The sequence below is a fragment of the Spongiivirga sp. MCCC 1A20706 genome (assembly GCF_046524175.1).
Classification (GTDB): Bacteria; Bacteroidota; Bacteroidia; order Flavobacteriales; family Flavobacteriaceae; genus Spongiivirga.
This window is the reverse complement of record NZ_JBEFZF010000003.1, coordinates 23,115-40,241: the sequence shown is the minus strand read 5'-3', so window position 1 is coordinate 40,241 and position 17,127 is coordinate 23,115. Positions and strand designations below refer to the sequence as shown.

Genomic DNA, 17,127 nt, shown 5'->3' with positions numbered 1-17,127 from the left:
TTGTTATGAATAAAATAATTTTAAAGTTAGAAAAAATGAAAATCAAAACGAGCAAGATCTTTATTGTAGCGATAGTGCTAGCTTTGTTATTTCCTTTAAATGGATGTGACGAGAATGAATTAGAAATATTTAATCCCAATACCGTATCTCAAGAAGCTTTTTTCAGTAGTGAGTCAGATTTTAGATTGGCAGTGAACGGAATGATACACCCTATAACAGCGGTGTTGTTTTGGGGCAGGGTAGTGCATACGGGTGCGTTGTTAAGATCAGATGCTTTTAACGTAGTTCCGTTTCAGCAGAATACAACGATGTCAACGCTTAATGGTTCGCCAGGAGATCGGTGGGCTTCCGATATGTATCCACAGTTGTATCAAACAATACGCCGTGCTAATACGATAATTGAAGAAGCTGATGAAGAAGTACTACCGCCAGGTGATGCTAGAAATGAAATTCTAGGTCAAGCTTATTTTATGCGAGCTTTTGCACACTGGTATCTAGCAGCTTTTTATGGAAACGTACCTTTGGTCTTAAAGGTACCTTCTCAGGATAATCCAGAAGAAGTATTCCCTATGCAGAGCACCCAGGCACAAGTTTTTGCTGCGGCAGTTGAAGATTTAGGAACAGCGGCTCAGTTGCTACCGGCATCTTGGCCAGATAGTGAGTCAGGAAGAGCGACGAGAGGTGCTGCTTTAGCATTGCGAGGAAAAACACAATTGTATCTGGGGAATTATTCGGAAGCGGCTACAGATCTTCAGGCTGTTGTAGATAGTGGATTATATAGTCTGCTACCCGCTGCCAGATATGGAGAGAACTTTGGCTCTGGTGCTACTGAAAACAATGAAGAGTCAGTTTTTGAGCTACAATTTTCTCCCCAAGATGCATTTGTTTGGGGTACAGATTCACCTCAAACTGGTACACAAACTAACTTTCATATTGACTACGCGCCACCCTTAGAAGCTCTTGATAATGGACATTTTATTAATCCCCACATATTGGCCACATTTGAAGCCAACGGTGATACGGTAAGACGCAATGCTACCATTGCATTTGATTATCCAGGAGCTACGGGATATGCTAATCTACCGTTCTTAGAAGACTTTGAAGGTGATATAGAAAATGCCAATAGCTTTGGTGTAGAACCATTATTTACTAGAAAGTATAGTGGTATGGATTCTGGATTGACAAGAGATGAAATTCCAGGTTTTGGCCAAATTCTAGGCAATAATTGGAGAATAATACGCTATGCTGATGTATTGTTAATGCTTGCCGAAGCATTAAACGAGGGAGGAACAGATACTCCAGGAGCTGTTGCATTGATTAATCAGGTTAGAGAAAGAGCAGAAATTGCTCCTATTGCAGTAGGTACCGAAGATGAGGTTTTCGATGCTATTGTAGACGAGCGTATTATGGAATTAACTGGTGAGGGACATCGTTATTTAGACTTAGTGCGTTGGGGACTTGCTGATGAAGTAATGGGACAAGGTTCTACCATTGCCGGAGGTCGACACCCCAAGTCGCTAGCGGGCTCAACTGCATTTTTTACTGCAAATCAAGACGAGCTAATTTGGATTCCCATTCCAGAGTTAAATGCGAATCAGAACCTAAATCAAAACCCGGGTTACTAAAAATTAAATAATAGAGTTTGTTTAATTGAATTAGTAGTTTAATTCTATTAGTTGAAAGAGCCAAGTAGTTTGCTTAAATTACTTGGTTCTTAATTTAAAGTTGTTACAAAGCCAATAATGAGCCTGTTCCGATTCGCACTTTTATTAGTAGCAGTGGTTATTTTTATATCATGCAATTCGTCTAATGAGAAACTACTTTTTCAACAATTAGATGATGTTCAAACTGGTATTGATTTTGAAAATGCTATTGAGGAGAATGATGAAATAAATGTCATCGACTTTCAGTATTGTTATAACGGTGGAGGAGTTGGTATAGGGGACTTTAATAATGATAATTTGCCGGACATTTATTTTACAGGAAATCAAGTATCTTCTAAATTATATCTAAACTTAGGAAATTTCAAGTTTAAGGAGGTGACCGAAATTGCACAGGTAAATACGACTAGTTGGGTTACTGGTGTCTCCGTAGTCGACATAAATGCTGACGGTCTTGACGATATCTATTTAAATGTAGGGGGTGCAAATTGCAAGGCGGATTGTTTCAATTTGTTATTTGTAAATCAAGGTAATAACAAGGATGGAATACCAATTTTTAAGGAAAAAGCTTCCGAATATGGATTGAATGAAGCTGAATACGCACAGCAAACAGTATTTTTTGATTATGACCTTGATGGTGATTTAGATGCCTTCATTGCTCGAAACGGCAACGTCCGATTCGATAAGAATTCACCGATGCCTAAAAGATATTACCCCTATTATCTAAATGATGTGCTATTGAAAAATACCTTCAATGAAAAATTAGGTCATCCTTATTTTAAAGACGTTTCTAAAGAGAACGGAATTACTGGGAAAGGTTTTGCTTTAGGATTGGGGATAAATGATTTTAACGAAGACGGTTTACCTGATGTTTTTGTGGGAAACGATTTTATAACATCTGACTTGTTATACATCAATACAAATGAAACTGAAAAACGATTTAGCGATCAAACCAAGCAATTTTTTGCGCATAGCACATACAATTCAATGGGTTTGGATATTGCGGATATTAATAATGACGCCCTTCCTGATTTAATGGTGGTCGATATGCTTCCCAACGGTTATAAAAGACAAAAAATGATGCTGGGAGCAATGAACTATGATAAGTTTCAGCTAAGCCTTAAAAATGATTATCAACCCCAATATATGCGTAATACCTTAAGCATCAATAGCGGTAAGATTGCGAATGAATCACTAAAATTTCAAGAGCTGTCTTTTTATGCAAATACCGCTATGACTGATTGGAGTTGGGCTCCGTTGCTAGTTGATTTCGACTTAGACGGATTAAAGGATATTTTTATCACAAATGGTTATGGAAAAGATGTAACGGATCTCGACTTTATCAATTATACAAAACAGAATAACGTATTTGGTACTCCCCAGGCTCGTGAGCAAAAATTAAAGGCCTTGCTTAAAGATTTACCGGAAGTAAAAATGACCAATTTCTTTTTTGAAAATAAAGGAGAATTATTCTTTGAAGACGTTTCCACTTCATGGTCTAACCAACAAAAGTCACTTTCAAATGGTGCAGCCTATGCCGATTTTGATCTGGATGGAGATCTTGATCTTGTCATCAACAATATTAACCAAAAAGCAACAATATTAAAAAACAATACCACTGACAACGAGGACATTAATTTTCTAACGATACAGCTTAAAGGAACTAAACAAAATAAGAATGCTATTGGGGCTAAAATTACACTTTGGAGCGAGGGCGAAGTACAACAACATTATCAATCGGTTATTCGCGGATATCTTTCTTCGGTTCAACCCGGAGCCTATTTTGGGTTAAAAAGTAGTAAGATTGATTCATTAGAAATTAAATGGCCCTTGGGAGAAGTTTATAAGTTAAAAAATATAAAAGCGAATCAAGAAATTGTTGTTGATATCACATCAGCAAAAAATGAAAGTCCAACCCATTCTAGAACTAAGCTAATTGTTAAAAAAGTAGTGGGGATGATTCCATTTGAACATACTGAAAATGTGTCAAATGATTTTAATTATCAACAGCTGTTAATGAAGGAATATTCCAAAAATGGGCCATGTATTGCATCCGCCAATTCAAATGGTGAAAATCTGTTATTTGTTGGGGGTAGTAAAGGGCAACCGGGCTTAGTGATGAAACTTGAAAATGATATTTTTAATATTATCCAAGAACTTGAAAGCGAATATGAGGATACTGATGCCCGGTTTCTTGACGTGAATCAAGATGGTTTTATGGACCTATATGTCTCAAGCGGCGGTAATGAATTTGAAAGCAATTCAACTTTTTATCAAGATCGACTATATGTAAATAATGGTCAGAATAACTTTTCAAGATCATCAACAGTACTACCCAATTTTTTGGTAAATACAAGTTGTGTTCTAGAAAACGATTTTGACAAAGATGGTGACCTAGATCTTTTTGTCGGGGGCGGCTTTCAAGCGCGATCGTATCCTATACCTTCATCAAGTTATTTGTTAGTTAATGAACAAGGAAAATATGAGCATTCAACTAATTTAGATCTAACAGGGATCATAAACGATGCAGTATGGAGTGATATTGACGGCAATGGTTGGGATGATTTATTTGCTGTTGGAGAATGGATGCCATTAACGATATTCAAAAATGAAAATGGAAAACTAGTAAGCATTCAGCCAACTTTTCTAGATAAAGAGAATCAGTCATTGAAAACTTCAGGTTGGTGGAAACAAATAATCAAAGGAGATTTTGATAATGATGGTGATATCGATTTTGTTGTTGGTAATCAAGGGTTAAATAATATTGTAAATCCTTCCCAAGAACAGCCAATACATATCTATACAGGAGACTATGACAAAAATGGAAGTGTCGATCCGGTAATTGGAGCATACTTCGATAACGGTGGTTCAAATAAGGAACTCATGGTGCTACATACTCGTGACGATGTCATGAAGCAGCTAAGCGCTCTTAAAAATAGATTTACGAAGTATGAGGATTTTTCAAAGATTAAGTATAAAGAATTACTCAATATTAAGAACTTAAAAGAGGAAACACTGAAAACTGAAATGTTTGAGAGTGTTTATCTAGAAAACATTGGCAACTTCAAGTTTAAAATAAAACCCCTTCCAAAAAACTGTCAGTTGGCACCCATAAACACTATGTTGGTTCATGATGTAGACCAAGATGGAAACTTAGATGTTTTTCTGGCAGGGAACAATTATTACACTGAAACGCATTTTGGAGGCAACGACGCCTTAAACGGACTTTTTTTAAAGGGTGATAACAATGGAAGTTTCAAGGTTCTTGATGCTGCTAAAAGCGGATTTTATGTGCCTGGACAGTCAAATGATATAGAAAAAATCAAACTAAACTCTGGTGGTGAGCTAATTCTCGTCGCTCAAAATAATGATTCGATCGCCACATTCAAAAACAATCAACATTGATAAATAATGATCAACACTAAAACAGAAAAAGATTATCAAATTGAGATCATAGGAGAAGATTCTCTTGGTATTCAATGCACCTTGATAGAAGATGTTGATGATGTTCAAATCTATAGGTTGGACATGAATCCTGATCAACCATTAAAGCCAAATCCAGTTGCTATAAAGTGGAATATTCCTGCTCATAATGTCAAAGGAGTGTGGAAGCCAACGACTGATTTTTCAAAGCGTATCCAGGCCGATTGGGAGCTGGATAATATGGAGTCCCGAATCTCAATTGATGCACCGGTAATCTCCTTATTTGGTAATGATGATATGAATACCCACACATTTGCATGTTCGAATGCGATTAATAAATTGGAATTGAATGCAAGAATCCGTGAGGAAAATGATCGTTTTTACTGCCATATTATCTTGTTTAGTGAAAAGCATTCTTCCATATCGAACTATAGTGTACACATACGAATAGATAGTAAAAAGCAACATTTTTCACAATCACTGATTAATGTGAGTAAGTGGTGGGAAACATTCGAAAAGCTTCAACCAGCTACTGTACCAGATATAGCCAAGCAACCCCTATATTCCACTTGGTACCAATTCCATCAAAACCTTGATCATGAGGTTTTGATCAACGAATGTAAAATCGCATCGCAAATGGGCTATGAAGCGATTATTATTGATGATGGATGGCAAACCAAAGACAACAATCGTGGTTATGATTATACAGGTGATTGGCTACCGGAACGGCTTACGGAGACCAAACAGTTTGTTGAAGCGATCCATCAAACTGGCATGAAGTTAGGATTTTGGTACTCCGTACCATTTTGTGGTAAACATTCTAAAGCTTATCAACGTTTTCGAGGAAAGTTTTTAACGGAGAATCACCGCTGGGCTCCTGTATTTGATCCACGGTTCCCCGAAGTGAGAGCATACCTCATTAACATCTATAAAACAGCACTTATAGATTGGGATTTAGATGGCTTTAAACTGGACTTTATTGATGATTTTAAACTGTATCCAGATACAGAGCTCACTGCAGCCAACGGACGGGATTTTGTTTCTATTAATGAAGCGGTCGATCGGTTGATGACAGATATTAAGGATACTCTGATGGCAATAAATCCTGACATTTTTATTGAGTTTAGGCAAAAATATACCGGACCTGCAATGCGTAAATACGGTAATATGTTAAGGGCTTTTGATTGCCCAGGAGATGGCACAATGAATCGTGTTCGAATTAGCGATATAAGAATGCTGGCCGGAAATACGGCTGTACATTCCGATATGATTACTTGGCATCTGGAAGAAAAGGTTGAGGTAGCAGCACTGCAAATGGTAAATACATTATTTGGAGTACCACAATTATCTATTGAACTTGGCAAGGCTCCAGATGATCATATGCGTATGATAGAATTCTATACAAAATATTGGAAAGAAAATTCAGAGGTTTTAATAGGTGCTGATTTTGTACCTTATAAACCTTTAGCGAATTATCCTATTCTGCATTCCTTTGATGATAACAAATCTATATTTGGACTTTATGATGATAATTTCATTACTTTAACCAATTCATTGAATAAAATTGACGTGATCAACGGTAAATTATCCACCACACTTATTTTTAAAATTGAAAGCGACCTCGGTTTTTATAATTATGAGGTTTTAGATTGTTGTGGTAATTCTAAGATAAGCGATTCGATAAAGCTTGATAAAGGTTTAGTTGAATTGACCGTTCCTTCCTGTGGATTAGTTCAATTGAGGAAACGTTAAACTAATTAAACCAACAACAAAGTATTATGGATGCATTTTCGATTATCTCCTTTTTTGGCTTCACGATTTTGGTGGGAGTCATTGCCTGGTATGCGACAAGAAAGACAAATGAAAAATCAGCTGATGGGTATTATTTAGGAGGAAGAAGTCTGGGTGCGATCACTATTGCAGGATCACTTTTATTAACGAATCTTTCTGCGGAGCAGATTGTAGGGCTTAATGGACAATCATTTGCAGAAGGTGTTTTGGTTATGGCTTGGGAAACACTTGCGGCTATTGCAATGATATTGACTGCCATTTTCTTATTGCCAAAATATATGAGCGTTGGTATAACAACCATTCCGCAGTTCATTCAAAACCGATTCGACCAGCAAACAAAAGCAATATTATCTGTATTATTTCTTATAGCTTTTGGTATCGTATTGCTGCCGACAATATTGTATTCAGGTTCTTTGGCCTTTAGTACCATGTTTGATCTTCCTTCGATGTTGGGAATATCAGAATGGGGGGTAATCTGGATTTGTGTTTGGACTATTGGAATTATTGGAAGTATTTATGCAATTTTTGGTGGATTAAAAGCGGTTGCGGTATCAGATTTGATCAATGCAATTGGTTTGCTAACCGGAGGATTGTTAATTCCAGTTTTTGGTTTAATGGCTATAGGCGATGGTAGTGTATCTGCAGGTCTTGATACGCTATGGAATTCCAATCCTGAAAAATTTGAAGCGGCTGGAGGTATTACCTCTTCAATTCCTGTTGGAACCATCTTTACAGGAATGATGATTGCCCAAATTTATTATTGGGGAACCAACCAATCGATCTTACAACGCGTTTTCGGCGCTAAAAGTCTTAAAGAAGGGCAAAAAGGTATGATCTTGGCCGCCTTTGTTAAGTTCTTAATTCCGGTGATAGTAGTCTTGCCCGGTATAATAGCATGGCACTTGTTTGAAGGGAATCTTGATAATGCTGATCAAGCGTATCCTGCTTTGGTTAGAAAAGTACTTCCAACAGTTTATATCGGATTTTTCGCTGCAGTTTTATTCGGCGCAGTGTTGAGTTCCTTTAATAGTTTGCTAAATAGTAGTGCAACCTTATTTGGTTTCGATTTATATAAACAACTATTTAATAAAGATGCCAATGAATTGCAAACAGTAAAAGCCGGTAAGCGATTTGGGTTGATGTTGGCAGTAATCTCAATGAGTATATCGCCATTTATCAAATTCGCTCCTGACGGACTCTTTTCTTATATACAACAATCACTAGGTAGCTTAAGTGTACCGATTTTAGCGGTGGTAACAATTGGTATTTTGACCAAAAAAGTTCCTGCTCTGGGGGCTAAGATTGTTTTAATTGGAGGCGTTATTATGTATTTGATTAGCTTACTAATATTGGGACCATATTTTGTATCAAGTGCTCTAGACAAAGCCGGACTTGATAGTTCATCCTTTATAAATGGTCTTGAAGATGCAGACAAAGCAGCATATTTTACTAAAATAGGAGTTACTGATATTGCTGCTCATATGGAAAAAATAAGTATAGTTGAAGCCGAGGCATATCCTCACTTTTTGCATATCATGGGAATACTGTTTGTAGTGAATATCATTATCATGCTAATTGTGGGAGCTATAAAACCAAAACAAGATATTTATGTACCGAAAGTAACGCGGGTAATCGATGTTACACCTTGGAAATGGGCTGTTCCGGTAGGAATTGTAATAACGCTATTAGTGCTTAGTACCTATCTGATTTTTTAGGTAATCTAGTATTCAATATGCTGCTGATGTTTTTGTTTAATGTTTAGTATCAATTACAACGTTTTCGTTGATATTTTACTTAAAAACTGATAAGCTCTTAAAGCGTTAGTTACTATTAAGCCTAACTTTAGACGAATCATCAACACACTATGAAAAAAAAATACGTCATTGCATTTGATCAGGGCACTACAAGTACTCGCGCTATTATTTTTGATGTAAAAGGGAAAATTATTGCAATTTCTCAAAAAGAATTGACCCAACATTATCCGAAATCAGGTTGGGTAGAGCATGATGCAAATGAGATATTTGAAGATCAGCTAGCAGCATTTAAGACTGTGATGAAAGAGTCTGGTATTTCACCAGAAGAAATTGCTTCAATAGGCATTACCAATCAACGTGAAACTACTGTTGTTTGGGATAAGAAAACAGGAGAACCTATTCACAATGCAATTGTGTGGTTAGATAAACGCACAACAGATATTTGCGATGATCTAAAATCAAAAAATCTAGAGGAGTATATTCGAGAAAACACGGGTCTCATTATTGACTCTTACTTTTCTGGTACTAAACTAAAATGGATTTTAGATAATGTTGAAGGAGCGCAAGAAAAAGCAGAATCCGGAAAGCTATTGTTTGGTACTATCGATAGTTGGTTAGTGTATAAGTTTACAGGCAATCATCTTACAGATCACACCAATGCATCCAGAACGATGATTTATAATATTAAGAATCTAAATTGGGATCATAAACTACTAGATGTATTGAACATTCCAAAGTCGGTTTTGCCAAAGGTTCAAGCTTCTTCTTCTGATTTTGGTTCGGTCACCTATAAAGGAGTACAAATTCCAATATTTGGGGTTGCAGGAGATCAGCAGGCTTCACTATTTGGACAAGGCGGATTTAAATCAGGAATTGCCAAGAACACATATGGTACCGGCTGTTTTATGTTACTTAACACAGGCAAGAAACATGTGGTTTCCAAAAACGGATTACTGACTACACTGACCGCGAGTCTGAATGACAATGAGGTAAAGTACGCCTTGGAAGGCAGTATTTTCGTCGGAGGTGCATCGATACAATGGCTTCGTGACCAAATGAAATTGATTAAAAAAGCTGCTGAGACCGAAGAAATCTGTAATAGTATTCCACCCTTAAAAGATCTATATGTAGTCCCAGCATTCGCAGGATTGGGTGCTCCTTATTGGGATGCAAATGCAAAAGGTGCAATTTATGGTCTTACCCTAGACTCGGGTAAAAATGAGATTGTAAAGGCAACTGTAGAAGCGCTGGCTTACCAAACTCGTGATGTTATCGATGTTATGATGGAGGATAGCGGTAAGCAAATGACAACCTTAAAAGTCGATGGGGGAGCGTGCGCTAACAATTATTTGATGCAGTTTCAAGCGGATATTCTCAATGTAAGTGTAGATAGGCCCAAAATGCTTGAGGTAACGGCCTTAGGAGCGGCTTTCTTAGCCGGGATAAAGCACGGTATTTGGTCGCTTGAGGATATTGAATCGGTTAGAGAAGCAGAGCGTGTTTTTGCTCCCGAAATGAAATCGAAGCAACGCAAGCAAAAATATAAAGGCTGGCTAAAAGCAGTCGATCGTACACGTTCTACTAAAACAAAAAAAAAGCCTAAATCCTATAAATTCTCAATTCTAAATAGAGAAAGTCAACTTAAAAAATTGGCGACTGAGACTTTCGATTTAATTGTTATTGGTGGTGGAGTTACCGGATCTGGGATTGCACTTGATGCGGCATCCCGTGGAATGAAAGTTTGCCTTGTTGAAAAAAACGATTTCGCTAGCGGCACGAGTAATAAATCAACTAAGTTAATTCATGGAGGACTTCGCTATCTTAAGCAATTAGAGATTGGTCTGGTTAAAGAGTCAGGATCAGAACGTGCTATAGTTCACAAACTAGCACCCCATTTAGTAGTACCTGAAAAAATGTTATTACCACTGGTTGAAGGTGGTACCTACGGAAAGATAATGACGTCCATCGGTTTAAAAGTCTATGATTTTCTGGCAAATGTTGAAGGTAATGACCGTCGCAAAATGCTAGATAAAGAGGAAACAATCAATAAAGAACCTCTACTGGACGAAAGTACTTTGTTGGGAGGCGGTTATTATGCTGAATATCGAACAGATGATGCTCGGTTGACGATAGAATTACTAAAAAGGGCAAGTGAATATGGTGCTACAGTGATCAACTATTGTGAAATGGAGGAGTTTATATATGATAGTGAAGGTAAGATTAAAAGCGTGAATTGCGTTGATCATAACACCGGGACTAAGCTGAATATTACTTCAAGAAAATTTGTGTCTGCCGCTGGTCCTTGGGTCGATTTACTGCGTAAGAAAGATCACAGTATGAATAACAAATATTTGCACCATACTAAGGGCGTACATATTGTTTTTCCGGCTGAAAAATTACCTATAAAGCAATCGGTTTATTTCGATGTACCTGATGGTCGTATGATATTTGCTATCCCACGTGGTCGAGTGACCTATGTGGGTACAACCGATACCAATTATAGTGGTAACCTCGATCGAGTGGTCGCTACTAAGGATGACGCCAACTATTTGTTAGATGCTGTTAATGCTACTTTCCCATCTGTAAACCTAACCGTTGACGATATAGAATCAAACTGGGCAGGTTTACGACCACTAATTCATGAAGAGGAGAAAGATCCTTCGGAATTATCGCGAAAAGATGAGATTTTTATTTCTGATACAGGGCTTATTTCTATTGCGGGAGGCAAACTTACAGGTTATCGTAAAATGGCGCATCGCACTATTGATGCGGTTCTTAAAACAATGAGCAGTAAACGTCGAGATAAGTTCAAAAAATCAAAAACAGAAAAAATACCATTGACTACACCAGCATTAACTTCTGTAAAAGAAGTTGAAGCGTATCAAAAGGAGCTAGAAAGTAAGTTAGTGGAAATAGGAATTGACAACCCCTATTTCGCTTGGTATTTAGCTACAACCTACGGCAAGCAAGCTGATACAATTTTGAATAAGATAAACTATTTTGCTAATGACAATGTATATGAGCGTTTAATTCGAGCGGAACTTTGGTATTGTATTCATAATGAAATGACCAATAGCTTAACTGACTTTTTTGTAAGACGAACTGGCCGACTGTATTTTGATATTACCTCAATTCCTAAATACTTAGATATTGTTTTAGAAGATATTGTGAATTATCTAGATTGGGATGAAAAGCGCATAGAAAGTGAGAAATCCTATCTAAACGATTTAGTGTATGATGCTACGCATTATTACGAAGAGGAATTAGTATAAAAAGATGTTATTAGGCCCTGTAAGTCGGCTAAATGAGTCATTTGGCAGATTAATAGAGGCTATTTTGGATTTCGGTTTAACTTGTTTATGCAAGTTTGACTAAATACCAAATAGGAATGAAAACCATTTTAATACGCTGCTTGCCCCTTCTTTTATTTTTCTCACCTACAATGAACGCCCAAGATAGTGATAAAGTGCTGCACGCTGCTGCAGGGTTTGGTATCAGTGCGGTAACATATACCATTGTCAAATCGACTACAAAGAATCGAAAAAAGGCACTTATTTGGAGTTTTGTTACTTCAACAGCTGCGGGTATTGCCAAAGAGCTAATAGATAGTGGAGAAGAAGGTAATAAGTTTGATGCTGTTGATGCATTGGCAACCACCGGAGGGGGTATTGTGGGAGGTTTCACGATGCATTTAATTCTAAATGACAAAAAGAAACGCACAGCAGAGATTAATGAAATTGAGCTGGCACAGGAAGCGTTCTTTGCTCTTGATGCTGAAATATCAGCCGCACAAAGTCCTTAATGAATAGCTAATTTATACTTTTTGAGTAATCCTGCTAAATTATCCTTTGAAAACGTAGCGCCCATCAGTTGATTCACTTCCGGATCGATTGAAAAATTGTATGCTGTTGCGAAATTAGCTTTCGTTAGATCGGTATGATCGAAAATGGCATTTTTTAAATCACAATTCTCAAAAAGGCCTTGACTGAAATCTGCATCCGAAAAGTCAACATCTGTAAGCTTACAGTCTTTGAAATTGGTTGCTTTTAGATCGGAATTATTAAAGTTGGAAAATTCTAAATTAGTGTTCTCAAAGTAGAGGCTTACTAGGAAAAAATTCATTTCGCCAAATGCAACTCCGATCATTTTACAATCAATAAAACGAACATCGTTGAATGTAGTATTCTTTAAACGTACCTTGGTCAAGTTACAATCAACAAAAGTACACTCATTAAAAGACGAATTGGAAAGATCAGCATCATTAAAATTACAGTTTTCGAACGTACAATTCTCAAATTCTTTGTGGGTGAAAAATGACTCCGAGTAATCTTCTCTTTTAAATGTGGTATCTAATATCATAAATGCTAATACCTTGAAAAATGCGCACGCTAATGTAGCTATATAATTTTCTATTTTAGCATGAATCAATGAAGAGATTAAACTTTAAAAAGCAGTACCTGTCAATTACGATGTTTAGTATGATGTTGGTTGGCTACGGGCAACAAACAAGTACAGGATACACCGCTTTTGGGACTAATCCGGCCAAAGTGCCAATGTCATTGCTAGATAGCCTGAAGAACGAAGCAGATGCACTTGCTAGATTTCGGTTGATTGATACAATTTCTAAGATCCATCTTCAGTACGGTTATACAGATTCTATTATTAGCTACGGACAGATGCTGCAACGAGAGGTAGAATTTAATAAAGATGAATTCGTAAACAAACCCTATTGGCTTGCAAAATCATATTACATAATAGGAGTTGGAAAGCATTTAAACGGACTTCCAGATCCTGCGCTTGGGTATCATATTAGAGCATTGCAACTTAATATTGATGATGAATCGCTAGTATACGAAAATCAACTTGGTATGGCTAGGGCGTATTATTCTAAAAAAGAGTATGAAAAAGCGCTCCCACTTTTCTTATCAATCATCAAGGAAAGCGAAGATTTATCAACAGTTTCAACTGCTGAACTATATGCTTCATTATTATACAGGTCGAAGGGCGAAAACCAAGAATCAGAAAGATTATTATCATCTGCACTTACAAAAGCAAAGCAGGCAGGTAATGATAAACTGGAGATGATTATTGAGTTAAGTGGTATTCAAATGACGCAAAATGTTAAATACAACGATACGTTGTTTAATCAACTTGAAACTATAAAGAATAGAGCACTAGCAGCCCATTATTATGATTTATATACTGAGGTTATTATAGAAATTAGTAAAATGTATGTGGCAAATGGTAATGCCGATGTTGCTAACATGACTTTAAGTATTGCATATACTAATGCAATACAGTGGGATCGTTGGCAACTTCAAAAACGAATTCTGCAAGCATTGTCTAGATTTTATAAAACTCAAGAAGACTATGAAAATGCCTATGCAGTAATGACACAGTATACAGCCTTAAATGAGCAGATTATAAAAAATCAGAACTATAATGCAGTAAAAGAGCTTGAAATTAAACATGAAATTGATAAGATCGAACAGGAAACAGATAGACAACGGCTTATAAAAAATAGTATTCTTATTGGATTTTTAGTGTTATTAGGACCCGTTATAGCCTTGCTGGTCACCTACTATCAAAAATTGAAAACACAGATTGCTCTAAACGAATCGCAAGAAGAAGTAAACCAACAACGTGTAACTTCTTTAATAAAAGACCAAGAATTAAAATTGATAAAAGCATCGGTAGAAGGGGAAGACAAGGAACGCAAGCGAATAGCACAAGAACTTCATGATAGTATAGGGGGTAATTTAGCAAGTATCAAATTGCAATTAAGAAGTAATGAAACTAGAACGTCCGCCTATAAAAACATTGCTAAGCAATTAGATGACACTTATGAGCAAGTACGGAATTTATCACATAATTTAACAGCGAAAAAGTTTGAACAAAATGCCTTTACCCAGCTTGTTTCTGATTATATTGAAAATATCAACTCGGGAACCGATGTATCGATAAGTTTTAACCCACATCCCAAGGAAAAAGTAAATGGGATTAAGCAGCATATTCAAGTGGAGATTTTTAAGGTAATTCAAGAATTGCTTACCAATGCGTTAAAGCATGCAAAGGCAGCAAATATTGAAATTCATGCAAACATATATGATCAAAAGCTCACTTTGTTGTTTGAAGATGATGGGCTTGGTTTTGATTTAGCCAAGGTAACTTTTGGTATGGGATTAAAAGGAATGAAAAATAGAATAGAAACAATTGGTGGGACCATGATTATTGACGCGATGCCGAATAGAGGTACAGTTGTTAACATCGATATTCCATATAAAATAAAAATATGAGTCCGAGTGTTATAATTGTTGATGATCATAAAATGTTTTTGGAAGGCTTATTAGGAATCCTTCAAAAAGAAAAGAACTTCAATATTTTGTTTACCGCAAATACGGGAACCAATGTTATCAAGTATCTAGAAATAAACGATCCTAAAACTGTGCAGTTGGTCGTTACTGATATTAGTATGCCGGAGGTAGATGGTATTGAACTGAATCAACATATCAAAAAAAAATACCCTACTGTAAAAGTACTTGTAGTTAGTATGCATCATGATCCTGCGAAAATAAGCACCTTAATTAACGACAAGGTGGATGGATATGTGCCTAAAAATGCTGAAAAAGAAGAATTACTGCTAGCTATAAATACTATTTTAGGTGGAAAAAAATACTTTTCTGAGAGCATAAAGAAAGTGTATTCAAATAGTATTTTTAACGAAGAAAGTGCCGTTGTTGCTTCGTTAACCAAGCGTGAAAAAGAAGTACTAAAGTTAATAGCACAAGAGTTTACAACCCAAGAAATAGCAGATCAACTTTTTTTAAGTAAGCACACTGTTGAAAGCTACCGCAAAAACCTGATTTCGAAGCTCAATGTTCGCAATCTCGCCGGACTTACCAAGCAGGCCATAAAAATGGGACTTGTCGATTAGTGCTAGGTATTTAGTATATGGCTTGCATACCTTGTGCAACTTCAAGTTCTTACTTTAAAATTCTAATCTACAAACCAACACTTTTGTATTGCCATCCCTGAAAACAGGGGGTGTAATTTCACGCTTACTAGTGTATTTCTAGATGTGCATTTGCAGCAACTTTGTCCCCAACAATAATCTTTAAAATTACATATTATGATCTGGGGAATTTCATTAATCCTGTTAAGTATTATCGCTGTACCGTCATTAATACTTTCAAAAAAACCAAATGCCAAGGAACTTTTAGAAAAAATTGAACCGTATCAGGGTTGGATTGGTATTGTTTTCTGCTTCTGGGGTATTTGGGGAATTATTTCGTGCATTTTAAATATGGGGCTTTTAACCGCTGCTCCTATCTGGTGGATTACCTGGCTAGCAGGATGTATCGTTGAAGCGACTTTGGGTTTCATGTTAGGTTACGGACTCATTAGTAAGTTTTTCTTATCTAAAAACGAAGCAGCAAAAGAAAAGGGAGAGCAATTAAGAAAGAAAATTGCCCCTAAGCAAGGTAAGTTGGGCATCGTAGGTATTGCAGTAGGTGTATGGATGATCGTTGCCACTTTTGTTTTCACAATTGCATAATTCAATCACCTTAAAATCAAACAAAAATGAAAAAGTTTTTAACCATAGTTATTTTATTGAGTGCTGTCGGCTTTTCTAAAGCCCAGCAAACAACAATAAATGATAATCGTTCAAAATTAAAGGTGACTGCCTACGTGAAGTATGATCTTAAACCGATGAAATATCGAGTTAAATTCACCATTCGCGAAGACAACTATGCTGATCAATGGGGGAAGATTGCCACTGTGGAGGATATTCAGTCAAAGTTCTTGGAGTCTCTGGAAGCCAAAGGAATTGACACCTCTAAATTTAAAGCTAATAATGCCGAGTATGCACTTGCAAACTACTATGATAAGGGTACAATTCTTACCTATGAAACTACGAACAGGAAAGAGCTTGAGACAATTTTGACAACGAAACGGTCTAAAAATGTAAATCTATTTAAGACAGAGATGTACTGTAAATCAAGTAAAGATCAATACAAAAAGTTAGTCGTGAAAGGTCTTGAAAAAGCTGATACTAAAGCAAGAATGTTGGCAAGACAAATAGGTAAATCTATTGATAAGTTGGAGTTGGTAGAAGACGCATACTATGATCGTAGCGAGTGGGTGTATATGTCAGGACAAACTCAGCAATATTATACATTAACTACTACCTATAGTTTAAAATAAAAAGCAAACAATAGTAATTTTTTGTTTGATTAGAAAGTCGCTCCTAAGTTAATTGGTTGGTATCCTGGAGCGGCTTTCTTTATATAAAATAAACCAAAATAACAGATAACCTCAGGTGTTTCATTAAACTATTCTGAGGTTTTTTAGTTTGTAGCTGTCATCTTGAATTTAGAGCTTTTTTTATCTGATAGCGTATTTAGTATTGACTTATCAGGTTTAAGCGTATTTCACAGAGTTTTTAACATAAAAATAACAGCTTTATTGAATACTTTTTGAAATCTTGTAAGGCGGTA

At 36.5% G+C, this 17,127-nt stretch carries 11 protein-coding genes; 10 read left to right on the top strand and 1 reads right to left on the bottom strand.

Annotation, left to right across the window (positions count from 1 at the left end; all coding sequences use genetic code 11):
- Window positions 1–35 precede the first annotated feature (35 nt).
- From ABN763_RS08070 to ABN763_RS08045, 6 genes are all read left to right on the top strand, one after another.
- The gene (locus ABN763_RS08070) at window positions 36–1,625 is read left to right on the top strand and encodes a RagB/SusD family nutrient uptake outer membrane protein (RefSeq protein ID WP_410484943.1); all 1,590 of its coding nucleotides are present in this window, start codon (window positions 36–38) and stop codon (window positions 1,623–1,625) included.
- 117 nt (window positions 1,626–1,742) lie between these two features.
- Complete coding sequence (locus ABN763_RS08065) at window positions 1,743–5,066, top strand: VCBS repeat-containing protein (RefSeq protein ID WP_410484942.1); 3,324 nt, start codon at window positions 1,743–1,745, stop codon at window positions 5,064–5,066.
- Between the two features lie 6 nt (window positions 5,067–5,072).
- The gene (locus ABN763_RS08060; RefSeq protein ID WP_410484941.1) at window positions 5,073–6,836 is read left to right on the top strand and encodes a glycoside hydrolase family 36 protein; all 1,764 of its coding nucleotides are present in this window, start codon (window positions 5,073–5,075) and stop codon (window positions 6,834–6,836) included.
- Between the two features lie 26 nt (window positions 6,837–6,862).
- A complete protein-coding gene (locus ABN763_RS08055; protein WP_410484940.1) occupies window positions 6,863–8,590 on the top strand; it encodes a solute:sodium symporter family transporter in 1,728 nt (575 codons plus the stop codon).
- Window positions 8,591–8,739: 149 nt separating this feature from the next.
- The gene (glpK, locus tag ABN763_RS08050; protein WP_410484939.1) at window positions 8,740–11,901 is read left to right on the top strand and encodes a glycerol kinase GlpK; all 3,162 of its coding nucleotides are present in this window, start codon (window positions 8,740–8,742) and stop codon (window positions 11,899–11,901) included.
- Window positions 11,902–12,017: 116 nt separating this feature from the next.
- Window positions 12,018–12,431 (top strand): hypothetical protein, encoded by a 414-nt coding sequence (locus ABN763_RS08045; RefSeq protein ID WP_410484938.1) that lies wholly within the window; start codon window positions 12,018–12,020, stop codon window positions 12,429–12,431.
- Here ABN763_RS08045 and ABN763_RS08040 read toward each other — a convergent pair.
- Window positions 12,428–12,988, bottom strand: a complete 561-nt coding sequence (locus ABN763_RS08040; RefSeq protein ID WP_410484937.1) for a pentapeptide repeat-containing protein — start codon at window positions 12,986–12,988, stop codon at window positions 12,428–12,430. The two genes, ABN763_RS08045 and ABN763_RS08040, sit on opposite strands and share 4 nt — an antisense overlap.
- Window positions 12,989–13,056: 68 nt before the next feature.
- Between ABN763_RS08040 and ABN763_RS08035 the strand changes: the two genes are divergently transcribed.
- The 4 genes from ABN763_RS08035 to ABN763_RS08020 all read left to right on the top strand — a co-directional run bounded on the left by ABN763_RS08035 (window position 13,057) and on the right by ABN763_RS08020 (window position 16,834).
- Window positions 13,057–14,925: an ATP-binding protein gene (locus ABN763_RS08035; RefSeq protein WP_410484936.1), complete on the top strand. Its 1,869-nt coding sequence runs from the start codon at window positions 13,057–13,059 to the stop codon at window positions 14,923–14,925.
- Window positions 14,922–15,563, top strand: coding sequence for a response regulator (locus tag ABN763_RS08030; RefSeq protein WP_410484935.1), 642 nt, complete (start codon window positions 14,922–14,924; stop codon window positions 15,561–15,563). The genes ABN763_RS08035 and ABN763_RS08030 overlap by 4 nt, the downstream gene beginning before the upstream one ends.
- A gap of 195 nt (window positions 15,564–15,758) precedes the next feature.
- A complete protein-coding gene (locus ABN763_RS08025; protein WP_410484934.1) occupies window positions 15,759–16,184 on the top strand; it encodes a hypothetical protein in 426 nt (141 codons plus the stop codon).
- Window positions 16,185–16,210: 26 nt separating this feature from the next.
- Window positions 16,211–16,834 (top strand): hypothetical protein, encoded by a 624-nt coding sequence (locus tag ABN763_RS08020; protein WP_410484933.1) that lies wholly within the window; start codon window positions 16,211–16,213, stop codon window positions 16,832–16,834.
- Window positions 16,835–17,127 lie beyond the last annotated feature (293 nt).

Coding starts and splice junctions, on each gene's coding strand:
- ABN763_RS08070 (WP_410484943.1), top strand. CDS start 36: ATGAAAATCAAAACGAGCAAGATCTTTATTGTAGCGATAGTGCTAGCT.
- ABN763_RS08065 (WP_410484942.1), top strand. CDS start 1,743: ATGAGCCTGTTCCGATTCGCACTTTTATTAGTAGCAGTGGTTATTTTT.
- ABN763_RS08060 (WP_410484941.1), top strand. CDS start 5,073: ATGATCAACACTAAAACAGAAAAAGATTATCAAATTGAGATCATAGGA.
- ABN763_RS08055 (WP_410484940.1), top strand. CDS start 6,863: ATGGATGCATTTTCGATTATCTCCTTTTTTGGCTTCACGATTTTGGTG.
- glpK (WP_410484939.1), top strand. CDS start 8,740: ATGAAAAAAAAATACGTCATTGCATTTGATCAGGGCACTACAAGTACT.
- ABN763_RS08045 (WP_410484938.1), top strand. CDS start 12,018: ATGAAAACCATTTTAATACGCTGCTTGCCCCTTCTTTTATTTTTCTCA.
- ABN763_RS08040 (WP_410484937.1), bottom strand. CDS start 12,988: ATGATATTAGATACCACATTTAAAAGAGAAGATTACTCGGAGTCATTT.
- ABN763_RS08035 (WP_410484936.1), top strand. CDS start 13,057: ATGAAGAGATTAAACTTTAAAAAGCAGTACCTGTCAATTACGATGTTT.
- ABN763_RS08030 (WP_410484935.1), top strand. CDS start 14,922: ATGAGTCCGAGTGTTATAATTGTTGATGATCATAAAATGTTTTTGGAA.
- ABN763_RS08025 (WP_410484934.1), top strand. CDS start 15,759: ATGATCTGGGGAATTTCATTAATCCTGTTAAGTATTATCGCTGTACCG.
- ABN763_RS08020 (WP_410484933.1), top strand. CDS start 16,211: ATGAAAAAGTTTTTAACCATAGTTATTTTATTGAGTGCTGTCGGCTTT.